At 65.7% G+C, this 22476-nt stretch carries 21 protein-coding genes; 14 read left to right on the top strand and 7 right to left on the bottom strand.

Going from position 1 to position 22476, the window contains the following annotated elements:
- Positions 1-63: 63 nt before the first annotated feature.
- The 3 genes from ACTRWB_RS00310 (at position 64) to ACTRWB_RS00300 (ending at position 3837) form a co-directional block, all read left to right on the top strand.
- Positions 64-1320, top strand: a complete 1257-nt coding sequence (locus ACTRWB_RS00310) for an ABC transporter permease (protein ID WP_193102181.1) — start codon at positions 64-66, stop codon at positions 1318-1320.
- Positions 1321-1357: 37 nt separating this feature from the next.
- Positions 1358-2194 (top strand): ABC transporter permease, encoded by an 837-nt coding sequence (locus ACTRWB_RS00305; protein WP_129516923.1) that lies wholly within the window; start codon positions 1358-1360, stop codon positions 2192-2194.
- 224 nt (positions 2195-2418) lie between these two features.
- On the top strand, positions 2419-3837 hold the full coding sequence (locus tag ACTRWB_RS00300; protein WP_446900543.1) for an MFS transporter: 1419 nt from the start codon (positions 2419-2421) through the stop codon (positions 3835-3837).
- 65 nt (positions 3838-3902) lie between these two features.
- Here the strand turns inward: ACTRWB_RS00300 and ACTRWB_RS00295 are convergent, their stop codons facing one another.
- Positions 3903-5636 (bottom strand): S53 family peptidase, encoded by a 1734-nt coding sequence (locus tag ACTRWB_RS00295; protein WP_446900542.1) that lies wholly within the window; start codon positions 5634-5636, stop codon positions 3903-3905.
- 643 nt (positions 5637-6279) lie between these two features.
- Here ACTRWB_RS00295 and ACTRWB_RS00290 point away from each other — a divergent pair.
- The 3 genes from ACTRWB_RS00290 to ACTRWB_RS00280 are packed head-to-tail and all read left to right on the top strand — an operon-like array spanning position 6280 to position 7456.
- Positions 6280-6603, top strand: coding sequence for an ArsR/SmtB family transcription factor (locus ACTRWB_RS00290; RefSeq protein ID WP_041493622.1), 324 nt, complete (start codon positions 6280-6282; stop codon positions 6601-6603).
- A complete protein-coding gene (locus tag ACTRWB_RS00285) occupies positions 6603-7034 on the top strand; it encodes an SRPBCC family protein (protein WP_048250526.1) in 432 nt (143 codons plus the stop codon). The genes ACTRWB_RS00290 and ACTRWB_RS00285 overlap by 1 nt, the downstream gene beginning before the upstream one ends.
- Positions 7031-7456 (top strand): DUF1801 domain-containing protein, encoded by a 426-nt coding sequence (locus ACTRWB_RS00280; RefSeq protein WP_446900541.1) that lies wholly within the window; start codon positions 7031-7033, stop codon positions 7454-7456. The genes ACTRWB_RS00285 and ACTRWB_RS00280 overlap by 4 nt, the downstream gene beginning before the upstream one ends.
- A 92-nt stretch (positions 7457-7548) precedes the next feature.
- Here the strand turns inward: ACTRWB_RS00280 and acnA are convergent, their stop codons facing one another.
- The 5 genes from acnA to ACTRWB_RS00255 form a co-directional block, all read right to left on the bottom strand.
- Positions 7549-10266 carry an aconitate hydratase AcnA gene (gene acnA, locus ACTRWB_RS00275; protein WP_129516928.1) on the bottom strand — a complete coding sequence of 906 codons (2718 nt, stop codon included), beginning with the start codon at positions 10264-10266 and terminating at the stop codon, positions 7549-7551.
- Positions 10267-10318: 52 nt separating this feature from the next.
- Positions 10319-11770 carry a bifunctional 2-methylcitrate dehydratase/aconitate hydratase gene (locus ACTRWB_RS00270; RefSeq protein WP_193100953.1) on the bottom strand — a complete coding sequence of 484 codons (1452 nt, stop codon included), beginning with the start codon at positions 11768-11770 and terminating at the stop codon, positions 10319-10321.
- Positions 11771-11789: 19 nt separating this feature from the next.
- Positions 11790-12305: a hypothetical protein gene (locus ACTRWB_RS00265; RefSeq protein ID WP_193100952.1), complete on the bottom strand. Its 516-nt coding sequence runs from the start codon at positions 12303-12305 to the stop codon at positions 11790-11792.
- Positions 12306-12536: 231 nt separating this feature from the next.
- A complete protein-coding gene (locus ACTRWB_RS00260; RefSeq protein WP_446901389.1) occupies positions 12537-13544 on the bottom strand; it encodes an HpcH/HpaI aldolase/citrate lyase family protein in 1008 nt (335 codons plus the stop codon).
- Positions 13545-13729: 185 nt separating this feature from the next.
- Positions 13730-14716 (bottom strand): malate dehydrogenase, encoded by a 987-nt coding sequence (locus tag ACTRWB_RS00255; protein WP_048250518.1) that lies wholly within the window; start codon positions 14714-14716, stop codon positions 13730-13732.
- 288 nt (positions 14717-15004) lie between these two features.
- Between ACTRWB_RS00255 and ACTRWB_RS00250 the strand changes: the two genes are divergently transcribed.
- From ACTRWB_RS00250 to gltA, 7 genes are all read left to right on the top strand, one after another.
- Positions 15005-15829, top strand: coding sequence for a GntR family transcriptional regulator (locus tag ACTRWB_RS00250; RefSeq protein WP_080971008.1), 825 nt, complete (start codon positions 15005-15007; stop codon positions 15827-15829).
- Between the two features lie 170 nt (positions 15830-15999).
- Positions 16000-16416: a succinate dehydrogenase, cytochrome b556 subunit gene (sdhC, locus tag ACTRWB_RS00245; protein WP_048250517.1), complete on the top strand. Its 417-nt coding sequence runs from the start codon at positions 16000-16002 to the stop codon at positions 16414-16416.
- Between the two features lie 4 nt (positions 16417-16420).
- On the top strand, positions 16421-16789 hold the full coding sequence (gene sdhD, locus ACTRWB_RS00240) for a succinate dehydrogenase, hydrophobic membrane anchor protein (protein ID WP_034180015.1): 369 nt from the start codon (positions 16421-16423) through the stop codon (positions 16787-16789).
- Between the two features lie 3 nt (positions 16790-16792).
- Positions 16793-18568 (top strand): succinate dehydrogenase flavoprotein subunit, encoded by a 1776-nt coding sequence (sdhA, locus tag ACTRWB_RS00235; RefSeq protein ID WP_412024921.1) that lies wholly within the window; start codon positions 16793-16795, stop codon positions 18566-18568.
- A 21-nt stretch (positions 18569-18589) separates the two neighbouring features.
- Positions 18590-19291, top strand: coding sequence for a succinate dehydrogenase iron-sulfur subunit (locus tag ACTRWB_RS00230; RefSeq protein WP_059237255.1), 702 nt, complete (start codon positions 18590-18592; stop codon positions 19289-19291).
- 7 nt (positions 19292-19298) lie between these two features.
- A complete protein-coding gene (locus tag ACTRWB_RS00225) occupies positions 19299-19571 on the top strand; it encodes an FAD assembly factor SdhE (protein ID WP_011355742.1) in 273 nt (90 codons plus the stop codon).
- Positions 19572-19624: 53 nt separating this feature from the next.
- Complete coding sequence (gltA, locus tag ACTRWB_RS00220) at positions 19625-20926, top strand: citrate synthase (RefSeq protein WP_048250513.1); 1302 nt, start codon at positions 19625-19627, stop codon at positions 20924-20926.
- Between the two features lie 91 nt (positions 20927-21017).
- On the opposite strand, the gene ACTRWB_RS00215 is transcribed toward gltA, so the two are convergent.
- Positions 21018-21983 carry a helix-turn-helix domain-containing protein gene (locus ACTRWB_RS00215; RefSeq protein ID WP_446900540.1) on the bottom strand — a complete coding sequence of 322 codons (966 nt, stop codon included), beginning with the start codon at positions 21981-21983 and terminating at the stop codon, positions 21018-21020.
- 72 nt (positions 21984-22055) lie between these two features.
- Between ACTRWB_RS00215 and ACTRWB_RS00210 the strand changes: the two genes are divergently transcribed.
- Positions 22056-22445 (top strand): VOC family protein, encoded by a 390-nt coding sequence (locus tag ACTRWB_RS00210; RefSeq protein WP_446900539.1) that lies wholly within the window; start codon positions 22056-22058, stop codon positions 22443-22445.
- Positions 22446-22476: the final 31 nt, after the last annotated feature.

Raw genomic sequence — 22476 nt, 5'->3', positions numbered from 1 at the left:
CGTGAATCGCGTCGCGCGGCATTCCGCCGGAGCGTGCCCGGCCGGAGAGAACCGTTGAATACGATGACGATCGCGCCTTCCTCGCCGTCGACCGCCGCGCTCAAGCGCGAGCTGAAGGCCGCCGAGGCCCGCAAGCGCACGATGGCGTTGCTGCTGGTCGCGCCGCTCGCGATTTTCCTGCTGCTGATCTTCGTCGTGCCGATCGGCACGCTGCTCACGCGCGCGGTGCAGAACCCCGAGATCGCGACCGCGCTGCCGAACACGATCGCCGCGCTGTCGGGCTGGGACCGCAAGGCGCCGCCGGCCGACGCCGCATACGTTGCGCTCGCTGCCGACATGACGAAGGTGGCCGACAGCGAGGCGATGGGCGCGCTCGCGCGGCGGCTGAACACTGAAATTCCGGGCTATCGCTCGCTCGTCGCGAAGACGGCGCGCGCGATGCCGCTGAAGGGCGACAACGACGCGGCGCTGACGCCCGCGCAGACGCGCGCGAAAATCATCGACCTCGACGCGCGCTGGGGCGACGTCGCGTACTGGCAGTCGATCGCGAAGAACGGCAGCCAGATGTCGCCGTTCTACCTGCTCGCGGCGCTCGACCACAAGCAGGACGGCTTCGGTCATATCGTGCAGGCCGATCCCGACCAGTCGATCTACCTCGCGATCTTCGGCCGCACGTTCGTGATCGGCGTTGCCGTCACGCTGTTCGCGCTGCTGCTCGGCTATCCGCTCGCGTACTGGATCTCGACGCTGTCGGAGCGGCGCGCGAACCTCGTGATGATCCTCGTGCTGATTCCGTTCTGGACTTCGGTGCTGGTGCGCGTCGCCGCGTGGATCGTGCTGCTGCAGAGCGAAGGGCTCATCAACAAGGCGCTGATCGGCAGCGGGCTGATCTCGCATCCGCTGACGCTGCTGTTCAACCGCGTCGGCGTGTACATCTCGATGACGCACATCCTGCTGCCGTTCATGATCCTGCCGCTGTACAGCGTGATGAAGTCGATCCCGCCGACCTACCAGCGCGCGGCCGTGTCGCTCGGCAGCCACCCGTTCGCCGCGTTCTGGCGCGTGTACGTGCCGCAGACCTATCCGGGCGTCGGCGCGGGCGCGCTGCTCGTGTTCATCCTCGCGATCGGTTACTACATCACGCCCGCGCTGCTCGGCGGGCCGAACGACCAGATGGTCAGCTACTACGTCGCGTACTTCACGAACGTGACGATCAACTGGGGCATGGCGTGCGCGCTCGGCGGGCTGCTGCTCGCGGCGACGCTCGTGCTGTACGCGGTGTACGGGCGCTTCACGCGCACGAACGTGAGCCTCGGCTGAGCGCCGCGCACCAGGAAACGGGAAAGGGAATCCGACCATGAAACTCGCCAGGCCGCTGTTCGCGCCGCACATGTCGTTCGTCGAGCGCGCGTGGTACGTCGCGCTGCGCGTGCTCGTCGTGCTGACGCTGCTGTACCTGATCCTGCCGGTGCTCGCGATCGTGCCGCTGTCGTTCTCGTCGAGCACGTTCCTCGTCTATCCGATCCCGGGCTTCTCGACGCGCTGGTACGAGAACCTGATCGCGTCGGACGAGTGGCGCATGGCCGCGAAGAACAGCTTCATCGTCGCGCCGTCGGCGACCATCGTCGCGACCGTGCTCGGTACGCTCGCCGCGATCGGTCTCACGAAGGCCGACTTCCGAGGCAAGGGGCTGCTGATGGCCGTGCTGCTGTCGCCGATGATCGTGCCGGTCGTCGTGGTCGGCGTCGGCATGTACCTGTTCTTCGCGCCGCTCGGGCTCGCGAATACCTACACGGGGCTGATCGCCGCGCACGCGGCGCTCGGCGTGCCGTTCGTCGTGACGACGGTCGCCGCGACGCTGCAGGGCTTCAACCAGAACCTCGTGCGCGCGAGCCTGTCGCTCGGCGCGAATCCCGTGTCGACCTTCTTCCGCGTGACGCTGCCGGTGATCGCGCCGGGCGTGATGTCGGGCGCGCTGTTCGCGTTCGCGACGTCGTTCGACGAAGTCGTCGTCACGCTGTTCCTCGCGGGCGCCGACCAGACGACGCTGCCGCGCCAGATGTTCACGGGTATCCGCGAAAACATCAGCCCGACGATCGCCGCGCTCGCGACGATCCTGATCATCTTCTCGACGAGCCTGCTGCTCGCGCTCGAATGGCTGCGCGGCCGCAATGCGCGGCGCGCGGTGACTTGACGGCGGCAGCGGGCCGGCGCAGTTCGTTGCGCGAACAACGACGTGGCGAAACGACACGCAAGCTTTCGTTTCGCTGACTGACGACGCGGCCGCCTGCACGTTCGATGCGGCTCTGCAACAATACGGTTCGCGACGGCACGCGAGCCGGTTTCACCGCATGGCACGCACGCCGCCGCGCCGCTCAATCCGCGACGCCGCGCGTCGCTCGTCAGCCGAGCCCCATCTTGTCCGAATTCGCTTCTCCCGCCGGCGCCAGCGAGCCGGCCGTCAACTGGCGCGCGATGTCCGCCGTGCTGCTGGCCGTCGCGCTCGCGACGCTCGACACCGCGATCGCGAACACCGCGCTGCCCGCGATCGCCGCCGACCTGCATGCATCGCCGGCCGCGTCCGTGTGGATCATCAACGCATACCAGCTCGCGATGGTCGCGACGCTGCTGCCGTTCGCGTCGCTCGGCGACATCGTCGGCCACAAGCGCGTGTATATCGCCGGGCTCGCGGTGTTCACGCTCGCGTCGCTCGGCTGTTCGCTCGCGTCGACGCTGCCGATGCTGACGGCCGCGCGGATCGTGCAGGGCTTCGGCGCGAGCGCGATCATGAGCGTCAACGTCGCGCTGATCCGTGGCCTGTTTCCCGCGCACCGGCTCGGGCGCGGGGTCGGCTTCAACGCGCTCGTCGTTGGCGTGTCGTTCGCGGTGGGGCCGACGATCGCGTCGCTGATCCTGTCGGTCGCCGCGTGGCCGTGGCTGTTCGCGGTGAACGTGCCGCTCGGCGTGCTCGCGCTCGCGGTGGCGATTCCGTCGCTGCCGCAGACGGCGCGCGGCAAGCATGCGTTCGATCCGATTGCCGCGCTGTTCAACGTGATCACGTTCGCGTCGCTGATCTTCGCGCTTGGCGAATTCGCGCAGCGCGGGCCGCTTTCCGTCGTGTTCGCGGCGGCCGCGGTCGCGCTCGCGTTCGGCTGGCTGCTGATTCGCCGCCAGGCCGGGCACCCGGCGCCGATGCTGCCGGTCGACCTGTTTCGCCGGCCCGTATTCACGCTGTCCGCGCTGACCGCCGTGTGCGCGTTCGCCGCGCAGGGGCTTGCGTTCGTGTCGCTGCCGTTCTATTTCGAAACCGTCCTGCATCGCAGCGCGGTCGAGACGGGGTTCCTGATGACGCCGTGGTCGGCGATCGTCGCGCTTGCCGCGCCGATCGCGGGCCGGCTGTCGGATCGTTACCCGCCGGGCCTGCTCGGTGCGATCGGGCTCGCGTTGCTGAGCGCGGGCATGGTGTCGCTCGCGGCACTGCCGGCGCTGCCGGGCGTCATCGATATCGGCTGGCGGATGATGCTGTGCGGCGCGGGTTTCGGTTTCTTCCAGTCGCCGAACCTGAAGGCGCTGATGTCGAGCGCGCCGCCCGAGCGCAGCGGCGGCGCGAGCGGGATCATCGCGACCGCGCGGCTGATCGGGCAGGCGACGGGCGCGGCGCTCGTCGCGCTGTCGTTCGGGATCGCGGGGCGCCACGGGCCGACGCTGGCGCTGATGCTTGGCGCCGGCTTCGCCGGGGCCGCGAGTGTCGCGAGCGGCTTGCGGCTGTTTGCGCCGTCGCATCGGGCCGGCGTACCGGCCGCGCCGGAGCGTGCGAAGGAGCCCGCGGCGGAGTAGGTCAAGGAAAAGCCACGAACCGACGCGCGACCCACCACCGTCGCGCGCCGTCCTTCACACGTCGCTTAGAACCCGCCCGACTTGATCAGCTTGTTGAGGTTCGCGATATTCAGGCTGCCGAAGCCGGTCGTGTAATCCCAGCCGGTGCCCGCGGTGTAGCCATACCCCTGATAGCCGTTGTTCCCCGACACGACGTCGTAGCGCACGAGCGACGGGTTCGACGGAATCGCGCGATACAGGTTGCTGGCCGGGAAGCCGAGGCCCGTACCGTTCGCCGCGAGCAGGCGCGCCCAGAGGCCCGTGAAGATCGGCGCGGCGAGACTCGTGCCGCCGATCTGCTGCAACTGGCCGTAGTTGTAGATATACGCGCCCGTGCTTTGCGCGGCGTCGAACGACACGTCCGGCAACTGACGGTTGCTGCCCGACTGCCACGACGGTGCGGGCAGGATCGTGCTGACGCCGCCGCCCGTCGCCCACAGCTTGCCGTTGCCGTCGAGGCCTTCGTTCCACACCGTCTCGTTCGAGAAGGCGCCCGACGATGTCGTGTACAGCGTCGTGCCGCCGATCGCGAGCACGTGCGGCGACGAGGCCGGCCACGACACCGTGTAGTTCGAGCCGTCCGGATAGCCGCGGTTGTTGCACTCGTACACGCCTTCGTCGCCCGACGATACCGAGAACGTCTGGCCTTGTGCCGCGGCCGTCGTGAAGATCTGTTCCTCGGCGTCGATCGTGCCGTCCGCGTTCGCGTCGGTCTCGCACCAGCCGAGCGACACGTTGATCACCTTCGCGGTGTTGTCCGACACGGCCTGGTTGAAGGCCTGCGTGAGGCCCGTGTTGCCGCTGGCGTTCAGGTCCGCCATGTAGAACACGAGCTTGCCGACCTGGCCGCCGGCCGAGCCGACGATCGACTGGCTGTCGAGATCCCATTCGCCCTGGCCTTCCTGGTCGTCGCTGTAGCTGCCGCCCGAGCCGTTGGTCTGGACGGTCTGCGTCGAGACCGTGCGGTAACCGTTGCTCGACGTGAACTGGCTCAGATCCTGCAACGTCTGCGATACGCCGCCGATCGTGATGATGCCGACGGTCACGCCGGCCGCGGTCGGCACGCCGGTCGCGTTGTAGAGGCCCGGGAATTCCTTCGGATAGTGGCCCGTCGCCGTGCCGGCCGCGAGCGCCTGCGGCTTCGCCACGTTGCCGACGCGCAGCATCGGCCGCGCATGCGCGACGCTCTGCAGCCCGAGCACCGAGCCGACGACGTCGCCGAGCGCGCGCGGCACCTGCGCGGTCGACGCGTTCGCGAAGCCCGAGCGGCCCGCATACTCGAAGTGCACGAGCGACGTGTTGAACGCGGTCTTCACGGTGCCGGCCGTACCGCGCGCGGACACCAGCAGCCGGTTCGGCGCGACCACGACGTTCACGAAGCCGCTCTTGTGCAGATAATCGACGACCGACTTCACCTGCGCTTCGGTCGGCGCGTAGCTGGCGAGGAACTGCTCGTGCGTGAGGTACTGACGGTAGTGCGCGCTGCCGGGCCGGTTCACGTCGCGCGCCAGTTGCTTGAGCTGCGCGGCGTTGCGCAGCTTCAGGCTGACGACGACGTTGGTCGTTTCACCGGCCGTGAGTTCGAGCGACGGCGCGGCACTGCGCGCCATCAACTGCGGGCCGGTCAGAAAGGCCTTCGTATGAGTATCGACCCAATCCGTCGTCGCATGCGCCGCAGCGGCGGCGAACACGAGCGGTGCCACGCACGCAAGGCGGCGGGGCGACGGCAGGGGCAGGGCAAACCAGGCGTTCCTTTTCATCGGGAGTCCTTTTTAGGAGAGACGACGTTGCTGGAGCCCTCGACCCTTGTGGGGCCGCGAGCGGTGACGAGCGTAGGGCGTCGGTGCCGTTCGGGTAGCTGCCAGTTTCCATAGCTGTCAGTTCTGACATCCGCGCCCGCGCTTGCACGCGATGCGTCGTACGCGCATGCAATGGCGAGCCCGGCGAACGGAACCGGTTCGCGGTACGGCGGCGCGGCAGGGCGCGACGCTCGCACGCACGAGTTGTTCGTCGCGGCAGCGGAACGCGCGCGATCGCGGAGCGGATCGACACGCGAACGCGTGACGGGCGACCGGCCGCTGCCGTGTGCCGCGTCGCACTATGTGGTCAAACGAAGCGACACGGCAGGAACGGATTCGCGCGTGCACAAGAAAGGGGCCGGCCGATCGCAAACGTTTCCCGAACTGTGGAACAGCGCACCGGGCAGTCTTGCAGGGGGCTTTCGGATCGCGTGCCGCGATGGCGGATTAGAGGAAACGCTCGAATTCCGGGGCGGACACGAGCCGATGCGCCGGATGCGCGGCCCGCGCAAGTTCGAACGACGTCGTTCGCGAAATTCCGTCTTGACTTGCGCCGATCAGCGGATATCCTTCGATTCATAACCACCGGGTTATGGATTTGGACATGCAGAACGCACACGACATGCTTTTCAGGACGCTTGCCGATCCGACGCGCCGCGCGCTCTTCGAGCGGCTGTGCGCGGACGGCGAGTTGACGGTTGCCGCGCTGACGGCACATGCGGGCGTCTCGCAGCCGGCCGTCTCGAAGCATCTCGGCGTACTGAAGCAGGCCGGGCTCGTGAGCGACCGTCACGAAGGCCGGCAGACGCACTACAGCGCGCAGCCGCAAGCGCTGGCCCCGTTGATCGACTGGACAAGCCAGATGGCCGGTTTCTGGCAGAACCGGTTCGATGCCCTCGAAGATCTTCTGAAAAGGATGGATCAGTAATGAACCAAGCCACGACCGAAACGCGCTCCGTCGTCGTCGAACGGGAGCTCCCTCATCCGCCGGAGAAGATCTGGCGCGCGCTCACGCAACCGCACCTGATCGAGGCGTGGCTGATGAAGAGCGACTTCGAACCCGTCGCGGGCCGCGCGTTCAGCTTCCGAGCGGACTGGGGCTCGGTCGACTGCACGGTCCTGACGATCGAGCCGCCGCGGGCGCTGTCCTACACGTGGGCCGCGTACGGCCTCGAAAGCGTCGTCACGTGGACGCTCACGCCGACGCCGGCCGGCACGCACCTGCGCATGGAGCAGGTCGGCTTCCGCGCGGATCAGGAGCAAGCGTACCGCGGCGCGCAGCACGGCTGGGTACGGTTCTTCGAGTCGCTTGAACAGGTGCTGGCACGCCCCGACGAAGGCACGGAGGCCCGCGCATGAGTACCACGGACCTGCAACCGTCGGAGCGCATCGACGCGCTGATCGCCGGCATCGCCGACTGGCGCGGCCCGCTCTTCGCCGATCTCCGCCAGACGATTCTCGCGGCCGACAACGGGATCGTCGAGGACTGGAAATGGATGGGCAGCCCCGTGTGGTCGTGCGACGGGATGATCGCGGTCGCGAACGCGCACAAGGGCAAGGTGAAGCTGACGTTCATGCACGGCGCGCATCTGCCCGATCCCGGCGCGCTGTTCAATGACGGCCTCGACGGCAATGCGCGGCGCGCGATCGACTTCTTCGAAGGCGACCGGATCGACAAGCGGGCGCTGAAGACCCTCGTGCGCGCGGCGATCGAATACAACCGCACGCATCTGAAGAAGAACGCACGGACGGGCGCAAAGGCGCGCGGCAGCGCCGCGTAGCGCGCAGGCAAAAAAAAGCCCGACACGAGGTCGGGCACCAAATCGGCCGCAACCGCCGCGAGGCGGCTGCGGCACCTGCAAAAGCAGGGCGCTTACGCTGCGAGCAGCGAGCGCAGCACGAACGGCAGGATACCGCCGTGCTTGTAGTAGTCGACTTCGATCGGCGTATCGATACGCAGCAGCACCTGCACGCGCTGCGTTTCGCCGTTCTTGCGGTTGATCACGAGCGTGACGTCCTGCTGCGGCTTGAAATCGTCGCCGAGGCCTTCGATATCGTACGTCTCCTCGCCGGTGATGCCGAGCGACTGGATGCTGTCCGAGCCCTTGAACTGCAGCGGCAGCACGCCCATGCCGACCAGGTTCGAGCGGTGGATACGCTCGAAGCTGCGTGCGATCACGGCCTTCACGCCGAGCAGTTGCGTGCCCTTCGCGGCCCAGTCGCGCGACGAGCCCGTGCCGTACTCTTCACCCGCGAACACGACGGTCGGCGTATCGGCGCCGACGTACTGCATCGCCGCATCGTAGATCGACTGCTGTTCGCCGCTCGGCTGGTGGATCGTCAGGCCGCCTTCGACGCGCGAGCCGTCTGCCTTCGCCGGGATCATCAGGTTCTTGATCCGGACGTTCGCGAACGTGCCGCGCATCATCACGTCGTGGTTGCCGCGGCGCGAGCCGTAGCTGTTGAAGTCGGCCTTCTGCACGCCGTTTTCCTTCAGCCACTTGCCTGCCGGCGAGTCTTCCTTGATCGAGCCTGCCGGGCTGATGTGGTCGGTCGTGACCGAGTCACCGAAGATCCCCAGTGCGCGCGCGCCCTTGACCGTCGGGATCGACGCAGCCGGTTCCATCGAGAAGTCGTTGCCGAAGAACGGCGGCTCGGCGATGTACGTCGACTTCGGCCAGTCGTAGACCTGGCCCGATTCGCCTTCGATCTTGCTCCAGAGGTCGCCCTTCTTGGTCAGCTTCGCGTAGTTGTCCTCGAACTTCTTCGGATCGAGCGCGAACTTGAGCAGCGCGTGGATTTCATCGCTCGTCGGCCAGATGTCGCCGAGGTAGATGTCGCGGCCGCCCTTGCCCTTGCCGACCGGCTCGGTCATCAGGTCGCGCGTGATGTTGCCGGCGATCGCGTAGGCGACGACGAGCGGCGGCGATGCGAGGAAGTTCGCGCGGATGTTCGGGTGGATACGCGCTTCGAAGTTGCGGTTGCCCGACAGCACGGCGGCCGCGACGATATCGTTCTTCGTGATCGCTTCGTTCAGTTCCGGCGTCAGGTCGCCCGCGTTGCCGATACAGGTCGTGCAGCCGTACGCCGCGACTTCGAAACCGAGCTTGGAGAGGTAGGGCAGCAGGCCCGTCTTCGTCAGGTATTCGGTGACGATGCGCGATCCCGGCGCGAGCGAGGTCTTGATCTTCGGATCGACCGTGAGGCCGGCCTCGACCGCCTTCTTCGCGAGCAGGCCGGCGGCCAGCAGCACGCTCGGGTTCGACGTGTTCGTGCACGACGTGATCGCGGCGATCAGCACGTCGCCGTTCTTCACGTCGACGCCGTTGCTCGTCGTGTACTGCGTGTTCAGGTCGTCCGCCTTCTTCGCGAAGCCGTTGTCGGCGACCGGCTTCGAGAACAGATCGGTGAACGTCGACTTGACGTTGCCGATCTCGATGCGGTCCTGCGGGCGCTTCGGGCCGGCCAGCGACGGTGCGACCGTCGCGAGGTCGAGCGTCACCGTCTTCGTGTAGTCGATGTCGCCGGCCTTCGGAATGCCGAACAGCTTCTGCGCCTTGAAGTAGTTTTCGAACGCGGCGATTTCCGCCTTCGTGCGGCCCGTGCCTTCGAAGTAGTCGATCGTCTTTTCGTCGACCGGGAAGAAGCCCATCGTCGCGCCGTATTCCGGCGCCATGTTGCCGATCGTTGCGCGGTCCGGCAGCGACAGCGACTTCGTGCCTTCGCCGAAGAATTCGACGAACTTGCCGACGACCTTCTCCTTGCGCAGCATTTCGGTGATCGTCAGCACCAGGTCGGTGGCCGTCACGCCTTCGCGCAGCTTGCCCTTCAGCTCGACGCCGACGACGTCCGGCGTCAGGAAGTACACCGGCTGGCCGAGCATGCCGGCTTCGGCCTCGATGCCGCCGACGCCCCAGCCGACCACGCCGATGCCGTTGATCATCGTCGTGTGGCTGTCCGTGCCGACGAGGGTATCCGGGTAGTACACGGTGTCGCCGCCGTCCGCCTTCTTGTGGACGCCGCGCGCGAGGTATTCGAGGTTCACCTGGTGGACGATGCCGACGCCCGGCGGCACGACCTTGAACGTGTCGAATGCCTGCATGCCCCACTTCATGAACTGGTAGCGCTCGTTGTTGCGCTGGAATTCCAGTTTCATGTTCAGGTCGAGCGCGTCCTTCTGGCGGAAGTAGTCGATCTGGACCGAGTGATCGACGACGAGATCGACCGGGACCAGCGGCTCGATCTTCTTCGGGTTCTTGCCCGTGCGCTCCGCGACGCCGCGCATGGCCGCGATGTCGGCGAGCAGCGGCACGCCCGTGAAGTCCTGCAGCACGACGCGCGACACCACGAACGGGATCTCGTCGACGCGCTTCGCGGTCGGCTTCCAGTTCGCGAGCTGCGCGATGTGCTCTTCCGTGATTTTCTTGCCGTCGTAGTTGCGCAGCACGGACTCGAGCACGATACGGATCGACACCGGCAGGCGTTCGATCTTCGTCTTCAGCTCCTTGCCGAGTTGCGGCAGCGAGTAGAACTTGCCTTTGCCGGAACCGCTGTCGAATTCCTTGAGGGTCTTGTGGAGATTGTGGGCCATGGTGATTTTCCTGGGTTTAAGGCTAGGAAACAAAGAGTCCTGTATCTGACGGCTATATCACATACAAGTCGACGTACTCATCGACCGGCATCGCTTCGAGCTTTGCCTGGTCCAGCGACACGTCGAGAATCGCTTGTTGCTGTTTTGCCGGGAAACGGCGGGCGAGGTTGGTCCGGAACTTCTCGACCAGCAGCGGGATGCCGTCCGTGCGGCGTCGCTTGTGGCCGAGCGGATACTCGACTACCACTTCGGCAAGCTTCGATCCGTCCGTGAACTCGATCGTCAGCGCATTCGCGATCGATCGCTTGTCCGGATCGTGATAATCCTTCGTGAACTGCGGATCCTCGACGCACACGGTCTTCGCGCGCAGCGCGTCGATGCGCGGGTCCGCCGCGGCCGCGTCTTCGTAGTCGGCCGCGGTCAGCCGGCCGAACAGCAGCGGCACGGCCACCATGTACTGGATGCAGTGGTCGCGGTCGGCCGGATTGGCGAGCGGGCCCTGCTTGTCGATGATGCGGATCGCGGCCGCGTGCGTGCGGATCGTGATCCGGCTGATTTCGTCAGTTGTGCGGCCCGCCGCGGCGAGCTGCGCGTGCAACTGCAGCGCGGCCTCGGCGGCGGTTTGTGCATGGAATTCGGCGGGGAACGCGATCTTGAACAGCACGTTCTCCATCACGTAGGTGCCGTACGGGCGCTGGAAGCGGAACGGCTGCCCATCGAACAGCACGTCGTAGAAGCCCCAGGTTTGCGCGGTGAGCGCCGACGGGTAGCCCATTTCACCCGTTTTCGCGATCAGCGCGAGACGCACCGCGCGGGAGGTGGCGTCACCGGCCGCCCATGATTTGCGCGAACCCGTGTTCGGCGCGTGGCGGTAGGTGCGCAGCGCGTGGCCATCGACGAACGCGTTGGACACCGCGTTGATCAGCTCGTCGCGCGTGAGCCCGAGCAGCCGGCCGACGACGGCCGTCGACGCAACCTTCACGAGCAGCACGTGGTCGAGCCCGACCGCGTTGAATGAATTCTCGAGCGCGAGGCAGCCCTGGATTTCGTGGGCCTGGATCATCGCGACCAGTACGTCGCGCATCGATAGCGGCTTCCGGCCGGCCGCGACGGCCGTGCGGGAGAGCCAGTCGGCCGTCGCCAGGATTCCGCCGAGATTGTCGGACGGATGACCCCATTCGGCGGCGAGCCAGGTGTCGTTGAAGTCCAGCCAGCGGATCATCGCACCGATGCCGAACGCGGCCTGCACGGGATCGAGCTGGAAGGACGTGCCGGGCACCTTCGCGCCGTTCGGCACGATCGTGCCGGGCACGACGGGGCCGAGCAGCTTGGTGCAGGCAGGGTAGGACAGCGCCTCGAGTCCGCATCCGAGCGTGTCGATCAGGCAATGACGCGCCGTCTCCAGCGCGAGCGCGCTGTCGATGCCGGCGTTCAGCACGTAGTCGACGATATCGACGAGTACCGTATCCGGAGCAGGGCGGACGTTGGAGACCGGGGCGGACATCGAGGGGCGGGGAACGCGCTTAGTTCGTTGCCGGCTTCAGCTCGTTCGACTGCGTCGGCGCCGGCGTGCCTTGGGTCATTTCCGGCGTCACGCACTCGTCCGCGAGACGCTCGCCGCCGTTTGCGTCGGAGAACAGCATCGCCTTGGTCGGGATCACGACCAGCTTGAAGCCTGCTGCCGGATCGTAGAACGTGTCGGCGCCCGTCGTCGTGGTCTGACGCGGCAGCTTGTAGTTCTTCTTCGCCCAGTGAACCGTGACGACCTGGTCGCGCTTCATGTCGCCTGCGAGATCGAACGACAGGCCTTCCTTACAGGACCACTTCACCGCGCCGTCCGGTACCGGATCGACCTTCGCTGCGGCACGCGCCTGTGCCTTCTTGCTGCGCGGGATGATGCGCTTGGCCGGCGCCGGGCGCTTGGCCGTTGCCTTCTTCGCGGTTGTCGTGGTCGTACCCTGGGCAAACGCGCTCGGAGCCGACACCAGCATCGTGGCGGACAAGGCGCCGATGGCGGTAGCGATCAGGAGTTTCTTCATGGAGTCAGAACCTTTCGATAATCAGTTGACAAGGGCCGGCAATCGAAACTGCCGACCGGTTTGAAACTGCACGCGCCCCGAAAGCGCGCAGCGGCCGCTATTTTCACCTATTTGGCCGCGCAACCATCAGGTTTTCGGGCTCCGTTACGTTTTTTGTCGTTTCGCAAACCTCTGTCGGGTTCGCGCCTCTGCGAATGCATGAAACACGTGTATCGGCGCGGCGGCGCACGCTCACGGCGCGTCGCCCGCGGCGGCCGGGCCGAACAGCGGCGCGGCCTCGGCCGGTACGGGCTGGCCGGTGGCGCGCGCGCGGCGCAGCACCGACCAGTAATAGCGATAGCTCGCGCGATCGTGCAGCGTATCACCGTGGCGCGTCGGGCCCCAGTCGGCGGCCTGCGCGGCCAGCAGGATCTCGGCGGCCAGCGCGACCTCGTCGGTGCGCGGCGCGAAGGCGTCGACGATCGGGCGGATCTGCGCGGGGTGGATGCTCCACATCCGCGTGAACGCGAATTCGTCGCGCGCGCGGCGCGCGTCGCCGGCCACGACGGCCATGTCGCGCACTTCGGTCGTCACGTTGTGCGACGGCGTCTTGCCGTGCGCATGGCAGGCCGCGGCGATTTCCAGCTTCGCGCGGCGCACGAGCGGGTGTTCGAACTGGCCGGGCGAGCGCATCGCGGTATCGGGAATCGCGCCGTGGTGTGCGGAGACGAAGTCCATCAGCCCGAAGCTCAGCGTGCCGACCATCGGGAGTGCGGCGAGGGCGGCGGCCTGCGCGAGCGCGCCGTGCGTCTCGACCAGCACGTCGACCGGGATCGGCTGCGCGATGCCGAGCTCGCGGCGTGTGCCTTCGATGAACGCGGCCATTTCGGCCGCGTCGGCGGCGTTCGCGATCTTCGGGAGCGTGATGTAGGCGGGGGCGCGTGCGGCGCGCAGCACGATGCGCACGTCGTCGCGCCAGTGCGGATGGGAAAAGTCGTGGATGCGTACGCCGACGCGGCCGAAGCGGTTCTCGGCGCTGCCGAGCAGTTCGGCGACGAATTCCGCGTGCGCGGTTTCCTGGCCGACGGCGGCGCCGTCCTCGCAGTCGAACGTGATGTCGAACACGGGGCCCGTTTCGGCCTGCAGCGCGAGCGACTTGCGCATCAGCTTTTCGCTGCCCGCGTAGTGATCGCAGCATGGCAGGATCGCGGGCGGGGACGCCCCGTCGTACAGCACTTGTGCAGGAGTGAGCGCGGCCATCTCTTCTACGTCAGGGAAGCGGGTCAACGTGGAGAAAATCGGATTCGGGCGCGTTCTGGGCCGATGCGCGGCGAGCGCGGGGCGGCAAAACGTGCCCGGATCGGATCGGGCTGCAGGGACGGCGGTGCTGCGTGCCGGCCCTGCGGTGCCGGGCTGCCCGGAGGCGGCCCGTCACGGTGCTGAATTTAGTTCTTCAGCAGGTGGGCGACGCCGTCGCGCTCTTCGAGCAGCTCGGCCAGCGTACCGTCCATCTTCTCGCGCGAGAATGCGTCGATTTCGAGGCCTTCGATGCGCTTGTACTCGCCGTTTTCGCAAACGACCGGCACGCCGTAGATGATGTCTTCGGGGATGCCGTACGAGCCGTCCGACGGGATGCCCATCGTGACCCACTTGCCGTTCGTGCCGAGCACCCAGTCACGGACGTGGTCGATCGCCGCGTTGGCTGCCGACGCGGCCGACGACAGGCCGCGCGCTTCGATGATCGCCGCGCCGCGCTTGCCGACGGTCGGGATGAACGTGTCGCGGTTCCACACGTCGTCGTTGATCAGCTTCAGCATCGATTCGCCTTCGGCGGTCGCGAAGCGGAAGTCCGGGTACATCGTCGGCGAGTGGTTGCCCCACACGGCGAGCTTCTCGATCGACGCGACCGGCTTGCCCGACTTGGCGGCGAGCTGCGACAGCGCGCGGTTGTGGTCGAGGCGCAGCATGGCCGTGAAGTTCTTCTTCGGCAGATCCGGCGCCGACTTCATCGCGATGTATGCGTTCGTGTTCGCCGGGTTGCCGACGACCAGCACCTTCACGTCGCGGCTCGCGACTTCGTTCAGCGCAGCGCCCTGAACCGTGAAGATCTCGGCGTTCGCCGACAGCAGGTCCTTGCGCTCCATGCCCTTCGAGCGCGGACGTGCACCGACCAGCAGCGCGACGTCGGCATCCTTGAATGCAACCTTCGGATCGTCGGTGATCACGACGCCCGCGAGCAGCGGGAACGCGCAATCGTCGAGCTCCATCACCACGCCTTTGACGGCGGCTTGGGCTTGCGGGAGGTCGAGCAGTTGCAGGATGACCGGCTGGTCCTTGCCGAGCAGGTCGCCGTTCGCGATGCGGAACAGCAGGGAGTAAGCGATTTGACCTGCGGCGCCGGTGACGGCAACGCGCTTTGCGGGCTTAGCCATTGAAAATCTCCAGGACGGTTGAAGCGTTGGACGCTAGCGAAAACGCCATTCTATGCGCGTTGTGCGTAACGTTGCATTGAAGCAGGGCGGAGGACTCGCGATGGCAGACGCGGTGAACCTGGAGACGGCCGTGGCACGTAGCCGGGGACGCGCTCTTGCACCCGCGAACCCTTGCTCGACCGGGAGTGTAGGAGCCGTCACGCGCATTGTCAAACGGTATCATATGTCTTATATAAGACAGATGTTTTGCGGAAATTGAGTGGACGAAAAAGTGCGGTTTGTGATGAAATGCGCGCCATGACATCGAACCAGGCGAATACCGCGAATCAGACCGGCGCAGGCGGCCCAGGGCAGCCGGGCGCGGGTGATCCCGTCGCTTCGCCTGCGGCGTCTCCGTCGCCGACGTTCAGCCCGTTATACCAGCAGATTAAGTCATTGATCACGCAAAGTCTCGAAACCGGTGAATGGAAGCCGGGCGAGATCATCCCGAGTGAAGTGGAGCTCGCGGCCCGTTACAAGGTGAGTCAGGGCACCGTTCGCAAGGCGATCGATGAACTGGCTGCCGAAAACCTCGTGGTCCGGCGGCAGGGCAAGGGTACTTTTGTTGCAACGCACAATGAGGATCGCGCGCAGTTTCGCTTTCTTCGTCTGCTGGCCGACGACGGTGCCGAGCATCCGCACGTGAGTCGCCTGCTCGAATGCCGGCGCCTGCGCGCGCCGGCCGAGATCGCGCGGCAGCTCGACCTGAAGCCGGCCGATCCGGTCGTGCAGGTGCGCCGCCTGCTGGAGTTCGACAGCGAGGTGACGGTGCTCGACGAGATCTGGCTGCCGGGCGCGATGTTTCGCGGGCTCACGTTCGAGCGGCTGAGCGACTACAAGGGGCCGCTCTACGCGATGTTCGAGACGGAGTTCGGCACGCGGATGATCCGCGCGACGGAGAAGATCCGCGCGGTGGCGGCGGAGCCGGCGGTTGCCGACCTGCTGCACGTGCCGGCGGGTTTTCCTTTGCTGTCGGTCGAGCGCGTGTCCTATACATACGGGGATCGGCCGGTGGAAGTGCGTCGCGGCTGGTATGTCACAACCGGGTACTACTATCAGAATGACTTGAGTTGACGATGATTCGGCTCAGGCCGAGTGCATTCGCGTTCCCCACGCTCGCGAAGCACGTTTCGGGCCGCCTTTGTTCTTGTTCGCGCAACTATCCAGAGCAGACTTTCGCTGCAGCGCGATATAAAAAGGCGCTAAAATCGCGGATTAGTGTGACAACATAGTAGGGGTCTAGCATGACTGACGCAGTAAGAAAGCCGAGGCCGGAATACCGGAACATCGGATTCAGCGATATCACGATGAAATATCGCATGCCGCTGGCAGCGACTTTGTCGATTCTCCATCGAGTCAGCGGCGCGCTGCTGTTCCTGTTCCTGCCGTTCCTGCTGTTCCTCTTCGACCAAAGCCTCACGTCAGAGCTCAGCTTCGAAGTCTTCAAGGCTTTCCTCTCCAACATCATCGTCAAGCTGATCGTCCTCGCGTTGTCGTGGGCGTTCTTCCACCATTTCTGCGCCGGCATTCGCCACCTGCTGATGGACGTCAACCACGACGCCGTCACGAAGGAAGGCGGCAAGCGGACGGCAGTCGTCGTCTTTGTCGTCTCGATCGCACTGACGATCGCCATGGCACTCAAACTGTTCGGAGCATTCTAAGAAAATGGCAGCCAACAACCGAATCGGCTCGAAGCGCCTCGTCGTCGGCGCACATTACGGCCTGCGCGACTGGCTTGCGCAGCGTATCACCGCCACGATCATGGCGGTCTACACGGTCATTCTGCTCGTCCTGTTCTTCGGCGCGCACGACTTCTCGTACGAAGGCTGGGCATCGATCTTCTCCGCGCAATGGATGAAGCTCGCGACCTTCGTGATGCTGCTTTCCCTCTTCTACCACGCGTGGGTCGGCGTGCGCGACATCTGGATGGACTACGTGAAGCCCGTCGGTGTGCGCCTGCTGCTGCAATCGCTGACCATCGTCTGGCTGCTCGCATGTGCGGGCTACGCCGCGCAGATTCTCTGGAGAGTGTAAAGAATGGCTGCAATCAAAACTTCCCTCCCGCGTCGCAAGTTTGACGTGGTGATCGTCGGCGCGGGCGGCTCCGGCTTGCGTGCTGCGCTGCAACTGTCGCGCGCGGGCCTGTCGGTCGGCGTGCTGTCGAAGGTGTTCCCGACCCGTTCGCACACGGTGGCCGCGCAGGGCGGCATCGGTGCATCGCTCGGCAACATGAGCGAAGACAACTGGCACTTCCACTTCTACGACACGATCAAGGGCTCCGACTGGCTCGGCGACCAGGACGCGATCGAATTCATGTGCCGTGAAGCGCCGAACGTCGTGTACGAACTCGAGCACTTCGGCATGCCGTTCGACCGCAACGCGGACGGCACGATCTACCAGCGTCCGTTCGGCGGCCACACCGCGAACTACGGCGAAAAGCCGGTCCAGCGCGCTTGCGCGGCCGCCGACCGTACCGGTCACGCGCTGCTGCACACGCTGTACCAGCAGAACGTCGAGGCGAAGACGCAGTTCTTCGTCGAATGGATGGCGCTCGACCTGATCCGCGACGCGGACGGCGACGTGCTCGGCGTGACGGCCCTCGAGATGGAGACGGGTGACGTCTACATCATGGAAGGCAAGACGACGCTGTTCGCGACGGGCGGTGCAGGCCGGATCTTCGCTGCGTCGACCAACGCGTTCATCAACACCGGCGACGGCCTCGGCATGGCCGCACGTTCGGGCATCGCGCTGCAGGACATGGAGTTCTGGCAGTTCCACCCGACCGGCGTGGCCGGCGCGGGCGTGCTGATCACCGAAGGCGTGCGCGGCGAAGGCGGTATCCTGCGCAACGCGAACGGCGAGCGCTTCATGGAGCGTTATGCGCCGACGCTGAAGGATCTGGCGCCGCGTGACTTCGTGTCGCGTTCGATGGACCAGGAAATCAAGGAAGGCCGCGGCGTCGGTCCGAACAAGGACCACGTGCTGCTCGACCTGTCGCACATCGGCGCCGAGACGATCATGAAGCGTCTGCCGTCGATCCGCGAAATCGCGCTGAAGTTCGCGAACGTCGATGCGATCAAGGAACCGATCCCGGTCGTCCCGACGATCCACTACCAGATGGGCGGCATCCCGACCAACATCCACGGTCAGGTCGTCGGCACGTCGCGCGATCACAAGGAACCGGTCAACGGCTTCTACGCAGTGGGCGAGTGCTCGTGCGTGTCCGTGCACGGCGCGAACCGCCTCGGCACGAACTCGCTGCTGGACCTCGTGGTGTTCGGCCGTGCGGCCGGCAACCACATCGTCGAGCACGTGAAGAACCAGAAGGAACACAAGCCGCTGCCGGCCGATGCGGCCGACTTCTCGCTGGCGCGTTTGGCCAAGCTCGAAAAGTCGACGGCGGGCGAATACACGCAGGACGTCGCGAACGACATCCGCTCGACGATGCAGAAGCACGCAGGCGTGTTCCGCACGTCCGAACTGCTGAAGGAAGGCGTCGACCAGATGGCCGGCCTGAAGGAGCGCGTGGAAAGCATCCACCTGAAGGACAAGTCGAAGGTGTTCAACACCGCGCGCGTCGAAGCGCTCGAGCTGGAGAACCTGATCGAAGTCGCCCGCGCGACGATGGTGTCGGCGGAAGCGCGCAAGGAAAGCCGTGGCGCGCACGCACACAGCGACTACGAACACCGCGACGACGAAAACTGGCTGCGTCACACGCTGTGGTACAGCGAAGGCGATCGCCTCGACTACAAGCCGGTTCAAATGAAGCCGCTGACGGTCGAATCCGTGCCGCCGAAGCCGCGCACGTTCTAAGCCGAGTCAAAGGAATCCGAAATGGCAAAACGCATTTTTGAAGTCTACCGCTACGATCCGGACAAGGACGCAGCGCCGCGCATGCAGACGTACGAGCTCGACATCCAGCACGAGCGCATGCTGCTGGACGCACTGGTCAAGCTGAAGGCACTGGACGAGACGTTGTCGTTCCGCCGTTCGTGCCGCGAAGGCGTGTGCGGTTCGGATGCGATGAACATCAACGGCAAGAACGGTCTCGCGTGCCTGACGAACCTGAACGACCTGCCGCAGAAGATCGTGCTGCGCCCGCTGCCGGGCCTGCCCGTCGTGCGCGACCTGATCGTCGACATGACGCACTTCTTCAACCAGTATCACTCGATCAAGCCGTACCTGATCAACGACGCGCCGCCGCCGGAGAAGGAACGCCTCCAGTCGCCGGAAGAACGCGACGAGCTCGACGGTGTGTACGAGTGCATTCTGTGCGCGAGCTGCTCGACGTCGTGCCCGAGCTTCTGGTGGAACCCGGACAAGTTTGTCGGCCCGGCCGGCCTGCTGCAGGCTTACCGCTTCATCGCGGACAGCCGCGACACGGCCACCGGCGAGCGTCTCGACAACCTGGAAGACCCGTACCGTCTGTTCCGTTGCCACACGATCATGAACTGCGTCGACGTTTGCCCGAAGGGCCTGAACCCGACGAAGGCGATCGGCAAGATCAAGGAACTGATGGTCCGCCGCGCGGTTTAAGGTTGCAATGAGCGACGATTCGCATCAATCCGACCCGCACCGCCGCGCGCGCCTTCGCTGGCGCGCGCGGCGGGGTCTGCTGGAAAACGACATCATCTTCGAGCGTTTCTTCAGCAGATACGAGCATGACCTCACCGATGCAGACGTAGGCGCGTTGTCGCGCCTGCTCGATCTGAGCGACAACGACCTGATGGACTTGCTCCTCGCGCGCAAGGAACCAGAAGGCGACCTAGACAGCCCGGATATTCACCGGCTGTTGGAGATGCTGCGCAACGTGTAACGCGTTACGCCCGTTATCGAATCCCGTTTCTTTATTTCGATTGAGGATGTGCCATGACTCCGTCTGATGTTAAAGCCACGCTATCGTTCAGCGACAACTCGCCGAGCGTCGAACTGCCGATTTACAAGGGCACGATGGGCCCGGACGTAATCGACATCCGCAAGCTGTACGGCCAGACCGGCAAGTTCACGTACGACCCGGGCTTCATGTCGACGGCAGCCTGTAATTCGGCGATCACGTACATCGACGGCGACAAGGGCGAACTGCTGTACCGCGGCTACCCGATCGACAACCTCGCGCAAAATGCGGACTTCCTCGAAAGCTGCTACCTGCTGCTGAAGGGCGAGCTGCCGAACGCGGCGCAGAAGAAGGAATTCGTCGACACCGTCACGAAGCACACGATGGTGCACGAGCAGATGCACTTCTTCTTCCGTGGCTTCCGCCGCGACGCGCACCCGATGGCGATCCTGGTCGCCGCGGTCGGCGCGCTGTCCGCGTTCTACCACGACTCGCTCGACATCAACGACCCGCGTCACCGTGAAGTGTCGGCGATCCGCATGATCGCGAAGCTGCCGACGCTCGTCGCGATGGCGTACAAGTACAGCATTGGCCAGCCGTTCGTGTATCCGAAGAACTCGCTGTCGTACAGCGCGAACTTCATGCACATGATGTTCTCGAACCCGTGCGAAGAGTACAAGGTCAACGACGTGCTCGTCCGCGCACTCGACCGTATCCTGATCCTGCACGCCGACCACGAGCAGAACGCATCGACGTCGACGGTCCGCCTGGCCGGTTCGTCGGGCGCGAACCCGTTCGCATGTATCGCGGCCGGTATCGCCTGTCTGTGGGGCCCGGCGCACGGTGGTGCGAACGAAGCCGCGCTGAACATGCTCGAGCAGATCGGCTCGCCGGACAACATCCCCGAATTCATCAAGCAGGTGAAGGACAAGAATTCGGGCGTGAAGCTGATGGGCTTCGGTCACCGCGTGTACAAGAACTACGACCCGCGCGCGAAGCTGATGCGCGAGACGTGCTACGAAGTGCTGAACGAACTGGGCCTGCACGACGACCCGCTGTTCAAGCTCGCGATGCAGCTCGAGAAGATCGCGCTGGAAGACGAGTACTTCGTGTCGCGCAAGCTGTACCCGAACGTCGACTTCTACTCGGGCATCGTTCAGCGCGCGCTGGGCATCCCGACGTCGATGTTCACGTGTATCTTCGCGATGGCACGTACGGTCGGCTGGATCGCACAGTGGAACGAAATGATTGCCGATCCGGAACAGAAGATCGGCCGTCCGCGCCAGCTGTTCATCGGCGATTCGCCGCGCGAAGCGAAGCCGATCAGCGCACGTTAAGTCGTGCGCGGCGCGAACGGCCGGCAGGCCGCTCGCGTCGGGCGAAACGCAACGCCACGACACCCCGACGGGTCATCCCGTCGGGGTGTTTTCATTTGCGCGCCGGATCGGTGCGGCGCTCCAGCGACGGTGGTCGCGTCTCGAGCGCCGGTGCGTCGTCGTCGGGCGGGTGGCCGTGTTGCAGGAAGAACCGGCGGTATGCGCCGGGTGTGATTCCGCGTGCGGCGAGGAACTGGCGGTTGAAGTTCGCGGGATTCGGAATGCCGCAGCGCGCGGCCACGATCGCGATCGGCCAGTCGGTGCCGACAAGATGACGGCACGCGTGCGCAAGCCGCAGCCGTTGCACGTAGCGGCCGACGCTTTCGCCGAGATGCCGGACGAACAGGCGCTGCAACGTGCGTTTGGACATGTGCGCGGCAGCGGCGAGCGCGTCGATGCGCAGCGGTTCATGGAAGTGCCGGTCGATCGCGTCGAGCACGCGATCGAGGCGCTCGGCTTCGGGCGCGGCCGTATCGGCGGGTGGTGACGTTCCGTCGCGCCGGTCGTAGGCATGGGCGGTGGCGAGCGGTTCGCCGCCGGCTTCCGCGAGGTCGGCGAGCGTGTCGAGCGCGGCCGCGAGCCGTATGCGCGGAGCAGGGTCGAGCAAGTGTGGCAGCCTTGCGCGCATCGCGCGGGCCGTGTCGGTATCGAAGCGCAGGCCCGGCGCCGCACGTCGCAGCAGCGAGCGCAGCGGCGCATATTCGGGACAACAGTCGGCGAGCCGTCGCACCCAGTCGCCATCGAACCAGACGACGAGCGCGACTTCGGGCGCATCGCGGTCGATGCGCGCGTTAGACGACCAGGTATGCGGCAGGTTGGGCGGCACGAGCACGAGATCGTCGTCCGCGTAGCGCGCGACGTGATCGCCGATGAAGCGCTGGCCGCGGCTGTTGAGCGTCAGCGTCAGTTCGTATTCGGGATGGCGGTGCCATTCGAACGGGATGCGCGCGAGCTGACGGTGATACACGCGGATCGAACAGCCCGTCGCGAACGTCACGTGCTCGTACTGCGGTTTCATCGCGGCCTCCGGGTGAGGGCGGGCACCGCGCCGTGGCATGATCGTGAGCGATCGTCACGACGGAGCAATGCCATGTTTTCACATGTTTGCGTGGGCGTCAGCGACACCGCGCGCGCCTACGATTTCTACGCGCCGCTTTTCGCGGAACTCGGGCTGCGCCTGAAGTTCCGCGAGCCGGACGGCTGGTCGGGCTGGATGCCGGCCGATACCGACCGGCCGCTGTTCTTTTTCGGCCAGCCGCTCGACGGCCGCGCGCCCGAACCGGGCAATGGCCACACGATCGCATTCGACGCGCCGACCCGCGCGCACGTCGATCGCTGCCACGCGCTCGCGCTGCGCCACGGCGGCACCTGCGAAGGGCCGCCGGGCCCGCGACCGCACTATCACCGCGACTACTACGGCGCCTATTTTCGCGACCCGGACGGCAACAAGCTTTGCGTGGTCTGTCATCGTCCCGAGTAACGCACGGTTGTCAGGATTGTATCGATAGTTG

The organism is Burkholderia sp. YIM B11467, from assembly GCF_052952715.1.
Note: the sequence above shows the minus strand (reverse complement) of the source record. Positions and strands in the feature narration are given on the sequence as shown.

Coding starts and splice junctions, on each gene's coding strand:
- ACTRWB_RS00210 (WP_446900539.1), top strand. CDS start 22,056: ATGTTTTCACATGTTTGCGTGGGCGTCAGCGACACCGCGCGCGCCTAC.
- sdhC (WP_048250517.1), top strand. CDS start 16,000: ATGACTGACGCAGTAAGAAAGCCGAGGCCGGAATACCGGAACATCGGA.
- ACTRWB_RS00310 (WP_193102181.1), top strand. CDS start 64: ATGACGATCGCGCCTTCCTCGCCGTCGACCGCCGCGCTCAAGCGCGAG.
- ACTRWB_RS00265 (WP_193100952.1), bottom strand. CDS start 12,305: ATGAAGAAACTCCTGATCGCTACCGCCATCGGCGCCTTGTCCGCCACG.
- ACTRWB_RS00250 (WP_080971008.1), top strand. CDS start 15,005: ATGCGCGCCATGACATCGAACCAGGCGAATACCGCGAATCAGACCGGC.
- ACTRWB_RS00255 (WP_048250518.1), bottom strand. CDS start 14,716: ATGGCTAAGCCCGCAAAGCGCGTTGCCGTCACCGGCGCCGCAGGTCAA.
- ACTRWB_RS00290 (WP_041493622.1), top strand. CDS start 6,280: ATGCAGAACGCACACGACATGCTTTTCAGGACGCTTGCCGATCCGACG.
- ACTRWB_RS00280 (WP_446900541.1), top strand. CDS start 7,031: ATGAGTACCACGGACCTGCAACCGTCGGAGCGCATCGACGCGCTGATC.
- sdhD (WP_034180015.1), top strand. CDS start 16,421: ATGGCAGCCAACAACCGAATCGGCTCGAAGCGCCTCGTCGTCGGCGCA.
- ACTRWB_RS00295 (WP_446900542.1), bottom strand. CDS start 5,636: ATGAAAAGGAACGCCTGGTTTGCCCTGCCCCTGCCGTCGCCCCGCCGC.
- ACTRWB_RS00305 (WP_129516923.1), top strand. CDS start 1,358: ATGAAACTCGCCAGGCCGCTGTTCGCGCCGCACATGTCGTTCGTCGAG.
- ACTRWB_RS00285 (WP_048250526.1), top strand. CDS start 6,603: ATGAACCAAGCCACGACCGAAACGCGCTCCGTCGTCGTCGAACGGGAG.
- ACTRWB_RS00230 (WP_059237255.1), top strand. CDS start 18,590: ATGGCAAAACGCATTTTTGAAGTCTACCGCTACGATCCGGACAAGGAC.
- sdhA (WP_412024921.1), top strand. CDS start 16,793: ATGGCTGCAATCAAAACTTCCCTCCCGCGTCGCAAGTTTGACGTGGTG.
- ACTRWB_RS00225 (WP_011355742.1), top strand. CDS start 19,299: ATGAGCGACGATTCGCATCAATCCGACCCGCACCGCCGCGCGCGCCTT.
- ACTRWB_RS00260 (WP_446901389.1), bottom strand. CDS start 13,544: ATGGCCGCGCTCACTCCTGCACAAGTGCTGTACGACGGGGCGTCCCCG.
- acnA (WP_129516928.1), bottom strand. CDS start 10,266: ATGGCCCACAATCTCCACAAGACCCTCAAGGAATTCGACAGCGGTTCC.
- ACTRWB_RS00270 (WP_193100953.1), bottom strand. CDS start 11,770: ATGTCCGCCCCGGTCTCCAACGTCCGCCCTGCTCCGGATACGGTACTC.
- ACTRWB_RS00215 (WP_446900540.1), bottom strand. CDS start 21,983: ATGAAACCGCAGTACGAGCACGTGACGTTCGCGACGGGCTGTTCGATC.
- gltA (WP_048250513.1), top strand. CDS start 19,625: ATGACTCCGTCTGATGTTAAAGCCACGCTATCGTTCAGCGACAACTCG.